Genomic DNA, 13,977 nt, shown 5'->3' with positions numbered 1-13,977 from the left:
ATCACCACACGCCCCACCACATCACGTTTCAATATCGCTGCTGATGACTCATCCATAAGAGCCATAGCCTATGTCTATGCCTCTTACTGATCGACTATGATCCCACGGCGCTTGGCTTGACGGATACAGAAGTTTGGCTTGGTCTGGCATCAGACGTTCATTGCTGCTGTAATGGACCGCGTGCTTGATGGTGATTTCCAAAATCTCGAGGCCGTGCTCCACAGGGATCTCCCGAATCGAACGCTCGGTCACGTTTCTCAGAGGAATCGTTTCTTGATGAGGATCGCCGGGAAAGCCTTCGAAGGAGGGATGCTGCTGAAACCATTCAATGACTCGGGATAGCGACGGCGGAGAGTCACTCTCAAGGTCTGCAAAGACGAACTGAAGGTAGATGTTCCAAAGACTGTCTTCGGGATTGTACAATTGATGAAAAGTGGCCATGCAGGATCAGGTTCAAAGCATGGATCAAGCCCCGTCCTTTGCCAAGGTTGATGACAACTGGCAGGATCATTGATCTTCTCAACTGGCTTGACCAGAATAGCACGCCTTCCCATCATGGATGGCTTCACGATGACCGCTATGAACGACCATCCTCTGCCTGCCCTTCGCAACCAACTACTCAGCCTGCACAAGCTGCTCATGAATACGGAGCGCGTGGCGTATGAGAAAGAGGAGAAGGTGACCTTGTCGCCGCTGAAGCTTCTGCAGATGCTCACCGAAGATGAGCGCTTTTCCTGGTTGAGGCAGCTTTCGCAACTGGTCGTGATGATAGATGAGGCGATGGAGGAAAAGCCGCCGATCACGACGGAGCGGAAGGATGCGCTGGTGGCCGAGGCTCGGCATCTGCTCACGGGTTCAACAGAAGTGGGAAGTTTTGCGATGCGCTATGCGGCGATCCAGGAACGTGAGGCCGCCGTGGCGGCTGCTCACGCAGAGATTCGCAAGAGCTTCGAGTAGCTCCCATTCGTTTTTAGAGGGTGCGGTGCAGGAACGTAGGGCGGTGTGTGTCCGGCGGGAACGATGTTCGCTGACTCGTGCGAGCCAAGCGCCGGATTACCCGCCTGGTTTGGGGAGGGTGGAGCGGGTCATCCGGCAACAGGGGCTGTTTCGAAAAGGACCTCCATAGCCGGACACACCCGTCCTACGGCTTGCTCGCGATGTTTTATCTCTTTTTGTTAGGCCTGCGCACCACACGCACCTTTCCGCTGCCACCTCCGCCGCAGAAGAAGCGGTCTTGGCCGTCGGATTCGAGGCCGGAGATGCCGATGCCTTCGGGCATGGTGAGGCTTTCGAGGACTTCGCCGGAGTGGGGGTCGATACGGCGGAGTTCGCTGTCGTCGTCCCAGGTGCCGTGCCAAAGATCGCCATCCGCCCAGGTCACGCCAGTGACCATGCGGTTGGAGGTGATGGTGCGGAGGATGGCGCCGGTTTGGGGATCTAGCTGATGAATCTTGCGGCCTTCATACTGCCCGATCCACAGGCTGCCTTCGGCCCAGGCCAGACCGCTGCTGTCATCGGCGCTGGGCGCTGGGATGGTGCTGAGGATGTCGCCAGTTTCGGGGTTGATCTTATGAATGTGGCCTTCGGTGACTTGGTAGAGGTGCTTGCCATCATAGGCCGTGCCTGCATGAGCGGGGACTTCCAGGAAACGGACGATCTCGCCGCTGGCAGGATCCATGGCATTGAGTCTCTTGTTGGAAGCCCACCAGACGACCTGGCCGTCATAGGTGACTCCGTTCACTTGGGCGTTGCCTGGGTAAGGGCCAAATTCGCCAATGATGTCGGCAGGGGAGGTGGTGGGGTTCATGGGAATCAGTCTAACCGCCGGGTAGCAAGGTGGGGAGTAACATTATCGTCGTGAATCCAGGCACGGAGGAGGCGGTCCATCGTCGCGCCCGGGCGCGGCCAAACCACTGCACTTTTCCCTCCTCTGCGAGGACATCGAGAGAACGCTGCACGGTGCGTTGGCTGATGCCAAGAGCCAGCGCGAGAGCCGAGCTAGACCAGGCCTCACCATCAGCCAGAAAGGCCAGCACCGCACCGTGCTCCTCCTCCACAGGCCAGGCCAGAACGTTCACGGCCACATCGTTGCGAGGCCGGAGCGCAAAGCCCTGCGGGGTCGCTTGCACATCCGCCAGTGGCCTCAGCAACTGGCGGAGGCGACCGATTTCCACCCGCAGCCGGGCGCGATGGGATTCATCCACCCGCTTGGCCTGAAACGCAGCGCGCAGAAGATCCGTTCGGCAAACATCGTTAGGCCAGGCTCCGGCCAGCGCACGGGCGAGTGCAAACAGCACCGCGCGCGAGGCTAAGGGTATCACTACTTTGCCTCGCCGCACCACCCGGCGGCAGGCATCTACCACCAAGGTGCCTGAGGCCAGCAAGACCTCCACATCGGAAAGCAGGATGAGGCGTTCATGGTCGCCTATGATGTGCCGAGCTACGGGTGTTTCCAGACGCTGAGCAGCGGCGGCCACTTCGGCTTTCAAAGCAGGGACGCGGGACAAATGCGCGGCTTCTCGGGCGCGGGCCAAAGCTTCCCGTGCAGGAACCGTGCGCAAACGCTGCATGGCAATGCCGGCGAGAATCATCTCATGTGCGGCCCGTCGTATCGGTGGCAAAGGCGCAGGATCAACAGTGCCTAGCAGACGTTCCGCGTCATCGAGCTGACCGAGCAAAAGCGAACGCCTAGCCTGGAGATGGCAAGCATGCACGGCATTGAGGGCATCGCCGTTTTGTTTCAGCGTGACCTGGGCTGAGGCGAGCTCTTTCACAGGCCAACCCAGCTCGCGGGACACAAAGGCGATCTCCGCTTGGGCGACCACACAGCGGGCGTGGGCGAGGGGTTGCTTGGGACCAAAGACTCGCGCGGCCCGCTTCAAAAGATGTTGGGCCTGGGGCAGATCGCCCAGTTGTGCCATGGCAATGCCTCTCAGTGCCAGGGCAGGTGCGTCCTCGCGTAGCGCCACGCAATTCAGCGCACGCAGGGGATCTCCCGCAGCGAGGGCGGAGGCAGCCGCAGTGATGAGCGAGTCCATGAATAATCGCGCCATCGTTGTCACTCACACACGTGGCTGCCAAGCGATAACTTGATTCCGACGACCCAGCCATGGGTCGCTACTCAAACGAAACTCACATCATCATCCAAGGAGGAATCCCCATGACTGCACACCGAATCGGAACTCAAGAAGAATGGCTCAAAGAACGTCTGGAACTGCTGAAAGCCGAAAAGGAACTGACACGCCAAAGTGACGAGTTGGCCCGGCAACGCCAGCAACTGCCCTGGGTGCCTGTGGCCAAAGACTACCGCTTCATGACCGAGGCGGGCGAAGCTAAATTGGCGGACCTGTTCCAGGGCCGTTCGCAACTTTTGGTTTACCATTTTATGTTTGGTCCGGACTACACGGCAGGCTGCCCTTCGTGCTCCTCCATCGCGGATGGGTTCAATGGCATCGCAGTCCATCTGGCGAATCACGATGTCCTGCTGACGGCGGTTTCCCTGGCCCCGCTGGAGAAACTGGTGGCCTTCAAAAAGCGGATGGGCTGGAGCTTTCCCTGGGCTTCATCGTTGGGCGGCGATTTCAATTTCGACTTCTGCGCCTCATACACTGAGGAACAGCAGCGCGACGGTCTGGAGTACAACTTCACCCGTGAACCGCAGCAGGAATGGCGCGATGGCAAACCGGGTGGAGGCGAAGGGGCGGAGTTCGAATTCGCCACGATGTGCGGCGTCAATACACCCACCTACCTTCGGCAGAGGCCGGGGATGAGTGCCTTCATTCAGGAAGGTGGCACAATTTACCACACCTACTCCACCTATTCGCGTGGTGTGGACAGTCTGTGGGGCATGTATCCCTGGTTGGATCGAGCTCCGCTGGGGCGCAATGAGGAAGGCGGAGTCTGGTGGCGTCACCATGATCAATACGAAACGGCAAGCAGCCAAGCAGGGTCTTGCTGCCAGCACCCCAAACGCTCATGAAATCCCTCTCATGCTGCATGGATCGCCCTCGTAGCCCTGGGACATCGAAACGACGGGTCACGCAGGTCACGGGTTTTCTCTTCTCCAGTGTCACGCTCATCCTGATGCCGAAGTGTCCAGTCTGCATGGCCGCGTATGTGGCGCTTATTACTGGGATCAGCGTGTCCACCGCCGTGGCCTCGCACCTGCGGCTGGGCCTCCTCATCGTCTGCCTCAGCGTGCTGGCCTGCCTGGCGCTGAAAGGGCTGACTAAGTGCTGTCGCGGTAGGGCGGGTGCCAAACTGCCGCAGGTGGAGGGCGGCTGATTTGCCGCCTTTGTCAGCCTGCCACGGTTGCGGGAGGCTGGGGCTATACATGGGTCATTTCCATTGTATGGGAATGACCTTTAGCCCAAACGCCTCATGATCCAGCGCCACCTGTTGCTTGTTCTCATCACCCTTGCCACCGCTCTTTCCGCCCAAGGCGATCCCAAAGAGCATGTGGCTGACATCGTCGTCTATGGCGACTCGCCCTCGGCCATCACGGCTGCAATTGAGGTGGCGGACAGTGGTCGTAAAGTGCTGCTGGTTTCTCCGGTGCAGCATCTGGGAGGCATCATCGCCGAAGGACTTGGCAGCCAGGATGTGGACAAACGGGCAGGGAATGGGCAGCCGGTCGGCGGTCTGGCCAAGGAATTTTTCATTCGCGTCGGGCGGGCCTATGACCCCAAGGCCACGGAACCCAAATACAGGTTTCGTTCCTCCATAGCTGAGAAAGCCATCGATGAATGGCTGGCGGAGAAAAAGGTTCCTGTGTTGCGCCGCAAGCGCCTGTCTGAAGAGCCGGGTGCCGTGGTGAAAAAGGATGGCCGCATCACCAGCTTTCTTTGTGAGGACGGCACGCGCATCAGTGGCCGGGTCTTCATTGACGGAACGGTGGAGGGGGATCTCATGGCCTTCTCCGGAGTCAGTTACACCTGGGGGCGTGAAGGCAATGCCAAATACGGCGAGACAGTGGGCGGGGTTATCCATCCCACGCTGGAGCAGCAGTTTCAGGTTAAGGTGGACCCGTACAAAACCCCTGGTGACCCATCTTCCGGCACGATCGTCGGCGTGCAGAACGAGGCGGTGGGCGAGCATGGCACGCCCGACAAAAGCGCCATGGGTTTCTGCTTCCGGCTGCCCCTAACCAAAGATGATTCAAATAAAATCGCCATCACGGCCCCGGAAGGCTACCAGTCCTCCGATTATGAGATCTACCGCCGCTTCCTGGCAGCGGGTGGCGTGAACGATTGGCTGGATGGCCCTGGAAGTCCGAGCCCCGATCCCAAAAGACGCCTCGTTGACCTGGGGAGCTGGCACGAGCTCTCCGCCAATTTTTATGGCCGTAACCATGGCTACCCGAATGGCAGCTACAGTGAGCGCAAGGCCATCTATGACGAACATCGGCGGTACACGCAGGGACTCATTTATTTCCTCTCCACCGATGCCTCCGTGCCTGAAAAGATCCGCCAGGAATGGTCGCAGTGGGGGCTGTGCGCGGATGAGTTCACCGACAATGGCGGTTGGCCCCGCATGCTCTACCTCCGCAGCAGTCGGCGCATGATCTCCGAATATGTCATCACCGAGGCGGACGTGCTCGCCCGCCCGAAAGAAAAGGCCACGGGCGGCAGCCTGCAGCCAGCCCCGCCTGTGGACGACCCCATCGGCATCGGCTGGTGGTTTGTGGATCTCCACGCGGCACGCTGCGTCATCAAGGATGGCCACGTGTACAATGAAGGCGCTTTCATCAACTACACGAACTACGCGCCCTTCGGCATCCCCTACCGTGCCATCGTGCCGAAGCGCAGTGAGTGCAGCAATCTCCTCGTTCCTTCCGCCTTGTCCGCTTCCTATGCTGGTTATGGGGCTGTCCGCCTGGAGTGGACCTTCATGGTCCTGGGTCAATCGGCGGGGGCGGCCGCAGCGCTAGCTCTGGAAAAGGATTGCCCGGTGCAGGATGTGCCTTACGTGGAGCTCAGGGAGAAGCTTCTCAGCCGGGGGCAGAAGATCCTTCCGCCGCCGATCGAATAATCCTAAAACCATGCGACGAAGTGGCCTGACGATCCAAGCGTCTTGAATAGAAGCAGACGTGTGAGTTCGTCACATTCATTGAATCGAGTGGCGGCTGCGCCGCATCTTGTTTCGGTTGCGGACAAGAGCGTCCGCGCTCCCCTCGGGCCGGCTGCGCCGCGAGGAAAAGAGATTGGGCATCCTCGTTCTAAGGATAACAGGCACCAAACAAAAAACCCACCCCAGCCGAGGGCTGAGATGGGTTTCCTGCTTGTCTTGAATGACAAGTCCGGGGGGATTGGCGGGAGGTTATTTCGCCAGATCGAAGCGGTCTGCGTTCATGACCTTGGTCCAGGCAGCGACGAAGTCGGTGACGAACTTCGGTTCGGCATCGGCGCTGGCATAGACTTCGGAGATGGCACGGAGCTGGGAGTTGGAACCGAAGACCAGATCAATGGCCGTGGCGGTCCATTTCAGTTCGCCAGTTTCCTGGTCACGGCCTTCGTAGAAGTACTCGCACATTTCGGACTTTTTCCAGTCGGTGCCCATGGCCAGCAAGTTGACAAAGAAGTCGTTGGTCAGGGTTTCACGGCGCTTGGTGAGGACGCCAAGATTGGGTTCCCCCACATTGGTGCCAAGGACACGCATGCCACCGACGAGGACGGCCATCTCTGGAGCGGAAAGCTTCAGCAACTGGGCGCGGTCCACGAGGTTTTCAGGAGCCGGGCGGTCCAGTTCATGGCCGAGGAAGTTGCGGAAGCCATCGGACTTCGGTTCCAGCACCGCGAAGGCTTCGACATCAGTCATTTCCTGGGTGGCATCGGTGCGGCCCGGATGGAAGGGGACGGTGATGGTGTGACCAGCCTTCTTGGCCGCTTCTTCCACGCCGACGCTGCCGCCGAGCACGATGAGATCTGCCAGGGAGACCTTCTTCTTGCCTGACTGGGCGCTGTTGAATTCCTTTTGGATTTTTTCGAGCGTTTCGAGGACCTTGGCGAGCTGCTTCGGCTGATTGACCTCCCAGTCTTTCTGAGGAGCCAGACGGATGCGGGCACCATTGGCACCGCCGCGTTTGTCGCTGCCACGGAAGGTGGAGGCGGAGGCCCAGGCGGTGGAGACGAGCTGAGGGATGGTGAGGCCTGAATCACGGATCTTGCCCTTCAGCGCAGCGATGTCCTGCTCGCCAACAAGCTCATGGTCCACAGCGGGAACGGGGTCCTGCCAGAGGAGTTTTTCTTTGGGAACCAGGGGGCCAAGGTAACGCTCGGCAGGTCCCATGTCGCGGTGGGTGAGCTTGAACCAGGCTTTGGCAAAGGCTTCAGCAAACTGGTCCGGATTTTCGAGGAAGCGTTTGGAGATCTTGGCGTAGGCTGGATCTTCTCTCAAAGCAATGTCCGTGGTGAACATGATGGGCACGTGACGCTTGTTGGGGATGTGGGCATCAGGCACTGTGTCTTTGCCAGCGCCGCCTTTGGGGATCCACTGGGTGGCTCCGGCGGGGCTTTTGGTTTTCTCCCACTCGAAGGCAAAGAGATTGGTGAAGTAACCATGGGACCAGGCGGCTGGGGTGGAGGTCCAGGCACCTTCCAGGCCGCTGGTGATGGTGTCTTCGGCATTGCCTTTGCCATGCTTGTTTTTCCAACCGAGGCCTTGCTCCTCCAGGGGTGCGCCTTCGGGTTCAGGGCCGACGTTGCCATCCGGCTTGGCAGCACCGTGGGCCTTGCCGAAGGTGTGCCCGCCAGCGATGAGGGCCACGGTTTCTTCGTCATTCATGGCCATGTTGCCAAAGGTGGTGCGGATGTCCTTGGCAGCAGCCAGGGGATCCGGATTGCCATTGGGGCCTTCTGGATTCACGTAGATGAGGCCCATCTGGACGGCGGCGAGAGGCTTCTCCAGCTCGCGGTCGCCGCTGTAGCGTTTGTCGCCCAACCACTTGGTTTCAGGACCCCAATAGATGTCTTCCTGCGGTTCCCAGACATCCTCACGACCACCTCCGAAACCGAAGGTCTTGAAGCCCATGGTCTCGAGGGCCACGTTTCCGGTGAGCACCATCAGGTCTGCCCAGGAGATCTTGTTGCCGTATTTTTGTTTGATGGGCCAGAGGAGGCGGCGGGCCTTGTCCAGGTTGGCATTGTCCGGCCAGCTATTGAGGGGGGCAAACCGCTGGGTGCCATAACCGGCACCGCCACGGCCATCGCTGAGGCGATAGGTGCCAGCGCTGTGCCAGGCCATGCGGATGAAAAATGGGCCGTAGTTGCCATAGTCGGCCGGCCACCATTTTTGCGAAGTGGTCATCAGCTCGCGCAGGTCTTTGCGGAGTGCATCGAGGTCGAGCTTTTGAAATTCCTTAGCGTAATTGAACTCACCTCCCATCGGATTTCCCTTGGGGGAGTTTTGGTGGAGGATCTTGAGATTGAGCTGTTCCGGCCACCAGTCGCTATTGGTCATGGCCCCTGCGGCGGTGTGTCTCATGGGACCCGCGGGCTTGCCCATGACCGGGCATTTGCTGATATCGTCTGCAGGCTTTTTATCAGAGGGGGCCGAAGCGTCCTGTGCTGGTGCCAGCATGACCGGAGCCAGCATCAGAGTGGAGAACATGGCCCTGAATTTGGGTAGTTTCATAGCAGGTAGGGTTGGGTGGTTGTCGAGTTGCGGATGGGGGGAAGTCCGAACAGGGAATGAAGTCCGGGAGAATAGATGATGCATCCAATGCATAATATGAATGCTTGCGATGCGCGTGACGCATGGCTAACCTTTTGAGGTGAGGAATGACCTAGACATCCAGTCCCTTGAGCAATTCGTCGTTTTGGCGAGGACGAAAAACTTCACGCGGGCGGGTGAGGATTTGAATCTTTCCCAATCTGCCCTGAGCCGGGCCATCCAAAAACTGGAGGATCAGCTCGGGCAGCCGCTGTTTGAGCGCAAGCCGCGCGAGGTCGTCCTGACGGAGCTTGGCGAGCTCCTACTTGAGCGGGCGAAGAAGATCCTGAAACTGGTCGAGGACACCTTCGCTGAGCTTTCCGAGGCTGGCCGCCGGGGCCGGGTACGACTGGGGGCCATCCCGACCATCGCGCCCTACTTTTTGCCGAGCCTGCTGGGCAGCTTTGCCGAAAAGCACCCGGATATTTCGGTGATTGTGCAGGAAGACACGACCGAGAGCCTGATCAAAAGCTGCAGCCATGGAGACATTGACCTGGCCATCGTGGCCCTGCCGATCATCGCCAAATACCTGGAGGTGGAGCCCCTGTTCACCGAGGAGTTGCTGCTCGTCCTTCCTGCCGGACATCCGCTGGCGGCGGAGGAAAGCATCGCGGTCGCCTCTGTGGATGGTTATCCTTTTGTGATGCTGAACGAGGCCCATTGCCTGTCGGAAAACATCTCTTCGTTTTGCCGTCGGCAGTCCGTGCAACCGGTGACCATCGAGCGGACAAGCCAGCTCACCACGGTGCAAGAACTCGTGGCGCTGGATCATGGGGTGTCCATCGTTCCTGAAATGGCCCGTCGGCTGGACCTGAGCAATCGGCGTGTTTACCGCTCCTTCAGCGGCGAAAAGCCCCTGCGGACTGTGGCGCTGATGTGGAATACGTATCGTTACCAGGGCAAGGCGCTGAAAGCGCTGATGGAGCATGTGCGGCATCAATCCCCGCCATCGCACTCCGCTAGCTAAGGCGTACCGTGTTCTGGTGATGAGCTTGAGATTGATCCCTCGTCTCCACCCGCTAAAAGAAAGGGATGACACTTGATCTTCCCCGCTGGTTTGACCTTCACACGCACTTCCGCCAAGGGCCTGCCATGGCGGCTTATGTGAAGGCGCATGTGGACATGGGCTGTGCTGGGGCGCTGGCGATGCCAAACACGCAGCCACCAGTGTCGCGGGTGTCTGGCGCAGCGCAGGCGGATGCCTGGTCGCTGGAGAGTTATTCAGCGGATCTGCGTGCTGCGGGGGCAGATGACTTTGAGCAACTGATTGTGCCGCTTTACCTCACTCGCCAGACCACGGCGGCGATGATCCAGGAAGGGGCGGCCTCCGGCCTGCTGCGCGCCTGCAAATACTACCCGCCGCATGGCACCACGAATGCCGAGCATGGCCTGCCGATGGATGACCTCATCGGCGGGGAAGTGCTGAAGGCGATGGAGGAGGAGGGCATCATCCTGTGCATCCACGGCGAGCAGCATGGGCTGAGCGGGCCGGACTACATCGACGCGCAGCAGAATGCGGAGACGCGGTTTTACGGCGAGCGGATGCCGCGCCTTTTGGAAGCCCATCCGAAACTGCGCATCGTGTGCGAGCACATCACCACCCGGACGGCGGCTGAGTTTGTGGCGAAGGCCCCGGACCATGTGGGGGCCACGATCACCCCGCAGCACCTGCTTTACACGATGGGGCACCTGATCCAGGGCCTGAAGTACCACCTGTATTGCCTGCCCATCGTGAAGTTCCAGGATGATCGTGCGGCACTGCGGCAGCAGGTGACCCAGGCCGGGCAGAGCAAGTTTTTTGCAGGCACCGACAGCGCCCCTCATACGACGAAAGCGACCGCCTGCGGTTGTGCGGCGGGTTGCTTTACGGGCGGGTGTGCGCCGCAGCTTTATGCCATGGCGTTTGAAGAAGCGGGTGTGGATCTGGGCAGCGCTGATGGCCAAGCCCTGTTCGAGCGATTTCTCAGCCTCAACGGCCCTGGTTTCTACGGGTTCCCGGCTTCTGCACTGCGTTTCCAGATGGAAAAAGCCCCCTCGCAAACGCCGTTGCTGGAAACTCCTGCCGGCCCCATCACCCCTTTGCCGCTGGGCTTGGGCATCGAACTGACGTGGCGGATTCTGGGATGAGGCGGGTGCTGCTTCTGCGCCAAGAAACGTCGTTGCCAAGCGTCATTCATCGGACAGGCTAGATCATGACTCCACGCTTTCTACTGCATCCTCTCCTCCTTCTGGTTCTCTTCCTCGTCCAGGCGCAGGCGGATGAGTTCGATTCGCAGGCTTTCATGGGCATGACTTCGGGCAATAGCGTCGGGGCTGCGATCAAACGCGGGGAGAAGGATAACAAACGGGTGCTGGTCTTTGCCTACGACGAGAAGAAGAATGGGCAAGCCTTCCACATCAAAGGCATGCTGGAACTGGAAGAGACGAAGAAGCTGGTGCGCGAACATTTCATCTTGGTGATCACGGATTTTAAAGACCGGAACATCCGCGATGTGATCGGCAGTGAAGGCATGGATCGTCCCGTGTACTTCCTCTTCAATACGGATGGATCGCTGGTGCAAAAAGGCACCGCCGCCATGGGTGCGGGTGCGGGGGCCAAGCTGGTGAAGGAATGGACCTCCAAGTAGTCTCTGCACGGTCTTTGCTGCATGCCTGAAATCACGCCCATCGCCACGCTGCGGACTTGCTACACGGACAAGTTTGGTGTGCCGAGGCAGCCGGGGCTGGTGCCTGCGGCGTGGGGAATTGTCGAGTTTGAGCCTGCCTTTCGGCGGGTGGAGGCGGTGCGAGGCATGGAAGAATTCAGCCATCTGTGGCTGATCACGCAGTTTCATCTGGTGAAGGAGGAGCCTTCTTCACTCACCGTTCGCCCACCGAGGCTGGGTGGCAATGAGCGCAAGGGGGTGTTTGCCACACGATCACCCTTTCGACCGAATCGCCTAACATTGAGTGTGGTGAAACTGGACCGGGTGGAGCTGGAGGGAGACAAAGCGCCGCGCCTTTTTGTTTCGGGGGTGGATCTGGTGGATGGCACGCCCGTTTTCGACATCAAGCCGTACATCCGTTACGCAGACTCCGTGCCTGAGGCCAACAGCAGCTTTGCGGATACTCCACCCGTGCGAGTGCCCGTGCTATGGGAGTGCGAGCCGCCGCCTGAAGAGGTGCGTGTGATCATGGACCAGTCCCTGGCCCTGCAACCTCAGCCTGCCTATCACGCGGACAATATCCGTGAGTATGTGACGGAGATTGCGGGCTGGCGCGTGCGCTGGGCAGCGCTGCCTGATTGTGCGAAGGTTGTCGCCTGCAGCCCCTTCCCTGCTCCATGAGCCACCTCGACCTGCCTATTCGTGCGGCCACTGAAACGGCCCTCGCCCATGGTCTAAAACTGGACCGTTGCGAGGTGCTTCAGGATGGAAACACGCTGGTGCTTCGGCTGAGCGAAACGCTGGTGGCGCGGGTGGTGCAGGATGTGGACGGGCCGCGCCAAGGCACGGAATGGTTTGCCCGTGAGACGGCGTTGGCACGGCACCTGACGCAGCATGGAGCGCCTGTGGTGCCGATGCATCCCGACCTGCCGCAGAAACCGCATGAGCACCTGGGCTACACGCTGAACTTTTGGTTATACGTTTCAACCGTGGAGGCCGAGCCGGAGGCGGCGGAGATCGGGAGAACGTTACAGGATTGCCATGAGGTTCTGCGCAGTTTCCCAGAGCCCTTGCCGAAGCTGGCCATCCTGACGGAAAGCCTGGGTCTTTTGACCACTCTCCGTGAGCGCGGGCTGTTTTCCGAAGATACGCTGTCTTTGCTGGGTTGTTGCCTAACGAAATCTTTGGAAAAACTGGATGCCTTTCCGCATCATCCCCTGCACGGGGATGCGCATCTGGGCAACCTGATGAACACCACTCAGGGCCTGCTGTGGGCGGACTGGGAAGACACCTTCTCCGGCCCGGTGGAATGGGACCTCGCCTCCATCATCTGGAATGCGAAGATCCTGGAGGAAGATCACGACACGGTGAACCAGATCCTGGGGGCGTATCGTGATGCGGGCGGGCAGATTCATGAAGAGGCGTTGCACCATAGCCTGATTGCACGCGCGGCGGTGATGAGTGCCTGGTACCCCATTCTTTATCCGAATCCAAATGCTGAGCGGCAGGCCAAACTGCAGCGCCGGCTGGATTGGCTGGCGGCGGTGGCCAAGTAGAGGCTTCAGCGCAAATGATGCGAAGAGATTGAATACGCGTTTGCGGCATCTCGTCAGAGTTGTTGTGAAAACTCGATTCCATTCTTTTATCGTGGTCCTGCTTCTGGGTGCCACCCTCACCAGTTGCACCACCGCTTACGATGCCTATGGCAGGCCGCAGCAAGTGGTGACCCCTGAGGGGGCGGTACTTGGCGCTGCTGCCGCCGGTTTGCTGGCTTACAGCCTGGCCAACAATAACAATAATCGTCATTATGACCGTCGTTATAACGGGCATTACCGTCGTTCTTCTTACCGTTCGTCGGGCTACCATCGCGGCCACTGGCATTGAGCAGCCCGGGCCTAACCAGATTTAACGATTCTTGCGTGAAGAAGTGAGGCGCTCTCTGCCGAGAGACTTCATTTCTTCACCGCCGTTTCTGTCTGCTCTGGCAGCAACTTTGGATCGTACGTGTCTCCTTTGGAGACCTGGATGAGCGTCATGCGCACCCGGGTAGGGAAGAACTTCTCGGCATCGGGACGCTTGTGCGCGTGGGTGTTGGTGTGATCCTTCAGGACGAGGTGCATTTCCTTGATGCCCTGGTCCCAGAGGATGTCGTTGTTCTGCCAGAAGCTGGTCATGGCGATGTCCTTTTCATACACCCCTTTTTCTTGATAGGCCCCGGTGCCGATGCAACCATAGCCATGGTTTTGGCCTTTGTAGGGGATGTAACAGACACTCCAGGTGGTGGGTGCGCCGCCCTCGGGTTTATCCAGCACCTCCAGCCGCACATGCACGGTGCCGTTGCGGTAGTCCACAGGGCTGGTCCAGTCCTTGGGTCGCTGGGGATTCAGGCGGTCGCTTTTGACGTAGTAGTGGGACTTGCTGGGCGTGCTGTTATCCGCATCGGCTTTGGTAAAGGGGAAAGTCACGTCAAAGAGAACGAACTGCTCCGCCTGGCAGAGAGGCTGGGCGAGGGCGGTGAGAATAAGAAAGAGAAGTGTCTTCATGAGGATGAAAGGGGTGCGATGGTTGAGGCTTGTTGGCAAGCGCGGGGAGCGGCTGTTGTTGGACTAACTGCATGTGTGTC

The 13,977-nt window shown here is 59.4% G+C and carries 15 protein-coding genes; 10 read left to right on the top strand and 5 right to left on the bottom strand.

Going from position 1 to position 13,977, the window contains the following annotated elements; all coding sequences use genetic code 11:
• Window positions 1-48: 48 nt before the first annotated feature.
• Window positions 49-441, bottom strand: a complete 393-nt coding sequence (locus ABEB25_RS14690) for a hypothetical protein (RefSeq protein ID WP_345737165.1) — start codon at window positions 439-441, stop codon at window positions 49-51.
• A gap of 138 nt (window positions 442-579) precedes the next feature.
• Here ABEB25_RS14690 and ABEB25_RS14685 point away from each other — a divergent pair, with 138 nt between their 5' ends.
• Complete coding sequence (locus ABEB25_RS14685) at window positions 580-957, top strand: hypothetical protein (protein ID WP_345737164.1); 378 nt, start codon at window positions 580-582, stop codon at window positions 955-957.
• Window positions 958-1,162: 205 nt separating this feature from the next.
• Here ABEB25_RS14685 and ABEB25_RS14680 read toward each other — a convergent pair whose 3' ends face one another.
• Together ABEB25_RS14680 and ABEB25_RS14675 are read right to left on the bottom strand one after the other, a co-directional pair.
• Complete coding sequence (locus ABEB25_RS14680; protein WP_345737163.1) at window positions 1,163-1,807, bottom strand: Vgb family protein; 645 nt, start codon at window positions 1,805-1,807, stop codon at window positions 1,163-1,165.
• Between the two features lie 10 nt (window positions 1,808-1,817).
• On the bottom strand, window positions 1,818-3,038 hold the full coding sequence (locus ABEB25_RS14675) for a helix-turn-helix domain-containing protein (protein ID WP_345737162.1): 1,221 nt from the start codon (window positions 3,036-3,038) through the stop codon (window positions 1,818-1,820).
• Between the two features lie 122 nt (window positions 3,039-3,160).
• Here ABEB25_RS14675 and ABEB25_RS14670 point away from each other — a divergent pair, with 122 nt between their 5' ends.
• The 3 genes from ABEB25_RS14670 (at window position 3,161) to ABEB25_RS14660 (ending at window position 6,030) form a co-directional block, all read left to right on the top strand.
• Window positions 3,161-3,979 carry a DUF899 domain-containing protein gene (locus tag ABEB25_RS14670; protein WP_345737161.1) on the top strand — a complete coding sequence of 273 codons (819 nt, stop codon included), beginning with the start codon at window positions 3,161-3,163 and terminating at the stop codon, window positions 3,977-3,979.
• Window positions 3,976-4,284 carry a hypothetical protein gene (locus ABEB25_RS14665; RefSeq protein ID WP_345737160.1) on the top strand — a complete coding sequence of 103 codons (309 nt, stop codon included), beginning with the start codon at window positions 3,976-3,978 and terminating at the stop codon, window positions 4,282-4,284. Before ABEB25_RS14670 ends, ABEB25_RS14665 begins: the two co-directional genes overlap by 4 nt.
• A 96-nt stretch (window positions 4,285-4,380) precedes the next feature.
• Complete coding sequence (locus ABEB25_RS14660) at window positions 4,381-6,030, top strand: FAD-dependent oxidoreductase (protein WP_345737159.1); 1,650 nt, start codon at window positions 4,381-4,383, stop codon at window positions 6,028-6,030.
• A gap of 288 nt (window positions 6,031-6,318) precedes the next feature.
• Here ABEB25_RS14660 and katG read toward each other — a convergent pair whose 3' ends face one another.
• Window positions 6,319-8,607: a catalase/peroxidase HPI gene (katG, locus tag ABEB25_RS14655; RefSeq protein WP_425572060.1), complete on the bottom strand. Its 2,289-nt coding sequence runs from the start codon at window positions 8,605-8,607 to the stop codon at window positions 6,319-6,321.
• Between the two features lie 163 nt (window positions 8,608-8,770).
• Between katG and ABEB25_RS14650 the strand changes: the two genes are divergently transcribed.
• The 6 genes from ABEB25_RS14650 to ABEB25_RS14625 all read left to right on the top strand — a co-directional run bounded on the left by ABEB25_RS14650 (window position 8,771) and on the right by ABEB25_RS14625 (window position 13,238).
• Window positions 8,771-9,676 (top strand): LysR family transcriptional regulator, encoded by a 906-nt coding sequence (locus ABEB25_RS14650; protein ID WP_425572059.1) that lies wholly within the window; start codon window positions 8,771-8,773, stop codon window positions 9,674-9,676.
• A 65-nt stretch (window positions 9,677-9,741) separates the two neighbouring features.
• Window positions 9,742-10,836 (top strand): amidohydrolase family protein, encoded by a 1,095-nt coding sequence (locus ABEB25_RS14645; protein WP_345737158.1) that lies wholly within the window; start codon window positions 9,742-9,744, stop codon window positions 10,834-10,836.
• 65 nt (window positions 10,837-10,901) lie between these two features.
• Window positions 10,902-11,336, top strand: a complete 435-nt coding sequence (locus ABEB25_RS14640) for a hypothetical protein (protein WP_345737157.1) — start codon at window positions 10,902-10,904, stop codon at window positions 11,334-11,336.
• 21 nt (window positions 11,337-11,357) lie between these two features.
• Window positions 11,358-12,035 (top strand): tRNA (N6-threonylcarbamoyladenosine(37)-N6)-methyltransferase TrmO, encoded by a 678-nt coding sequence (gene tsaA / locus ABEB25_RS14635; protein WP_345737156.1) that lies wholly within the window; start codon window positions 11,358-11,360, stop codon window positions 12,033-12,035.
• A complete protein-coding gene (locus tag ABEB25_RS14630) occupies window positions 12,032-12,910 on the top strand; it encodes a phosphotransferase (protein ID WP_345737155.1) in 879 nt (292 codons plus the stop codon). The genes tsaA and ABEB25_RS14630 overlap by 4 nt, the downstream gene beginning before the upstream one ends.
• 91 nt (window positions 12,911-13,001) lie before the next feature.
• Entirely contained in the window at window positions 13,002-13,238 is a 237-nt protein-coding gene (locus ABEB25_RS14625) for a hypothetical protein (protein ID WP_345737154.1), read from the top strand.
• Window positions 13,239-13,306: 68 nt separating this feature from the next.
• Here the strand turns inward: ABEB25_RS14625 and ABEB25_RS14620 are convergent, their stop codons facing one another.
• Window positions 13,307-13,897, bottom strand: coding sequence for a hypothetical protein (locus ABEB25_RS14620; protein WP_345737153.1), 591 nt, complete (start codon window positions 13,895-13,897; stop codon window positions 13,307-13,309).
• Window positions 13,898-13,977: the final 80 nt, after the last annotated feature.

The sequence above is a fragment of the Prosthecobacter algae genome (assembly GCF_039542385.1).
Taxonomy (GTDB): Bacteria; Verrucomicrobiota; Verrucomicrobiia; order Verrucomicrobiales; family Verrucomicrobiaceae; genus Prosthecobacter; species Prosthecobacter algae.
Note: the sequence above shows the minus strand (reverse complement) of the source record. Positions and strands in the feature narration are given on the sequence as shown.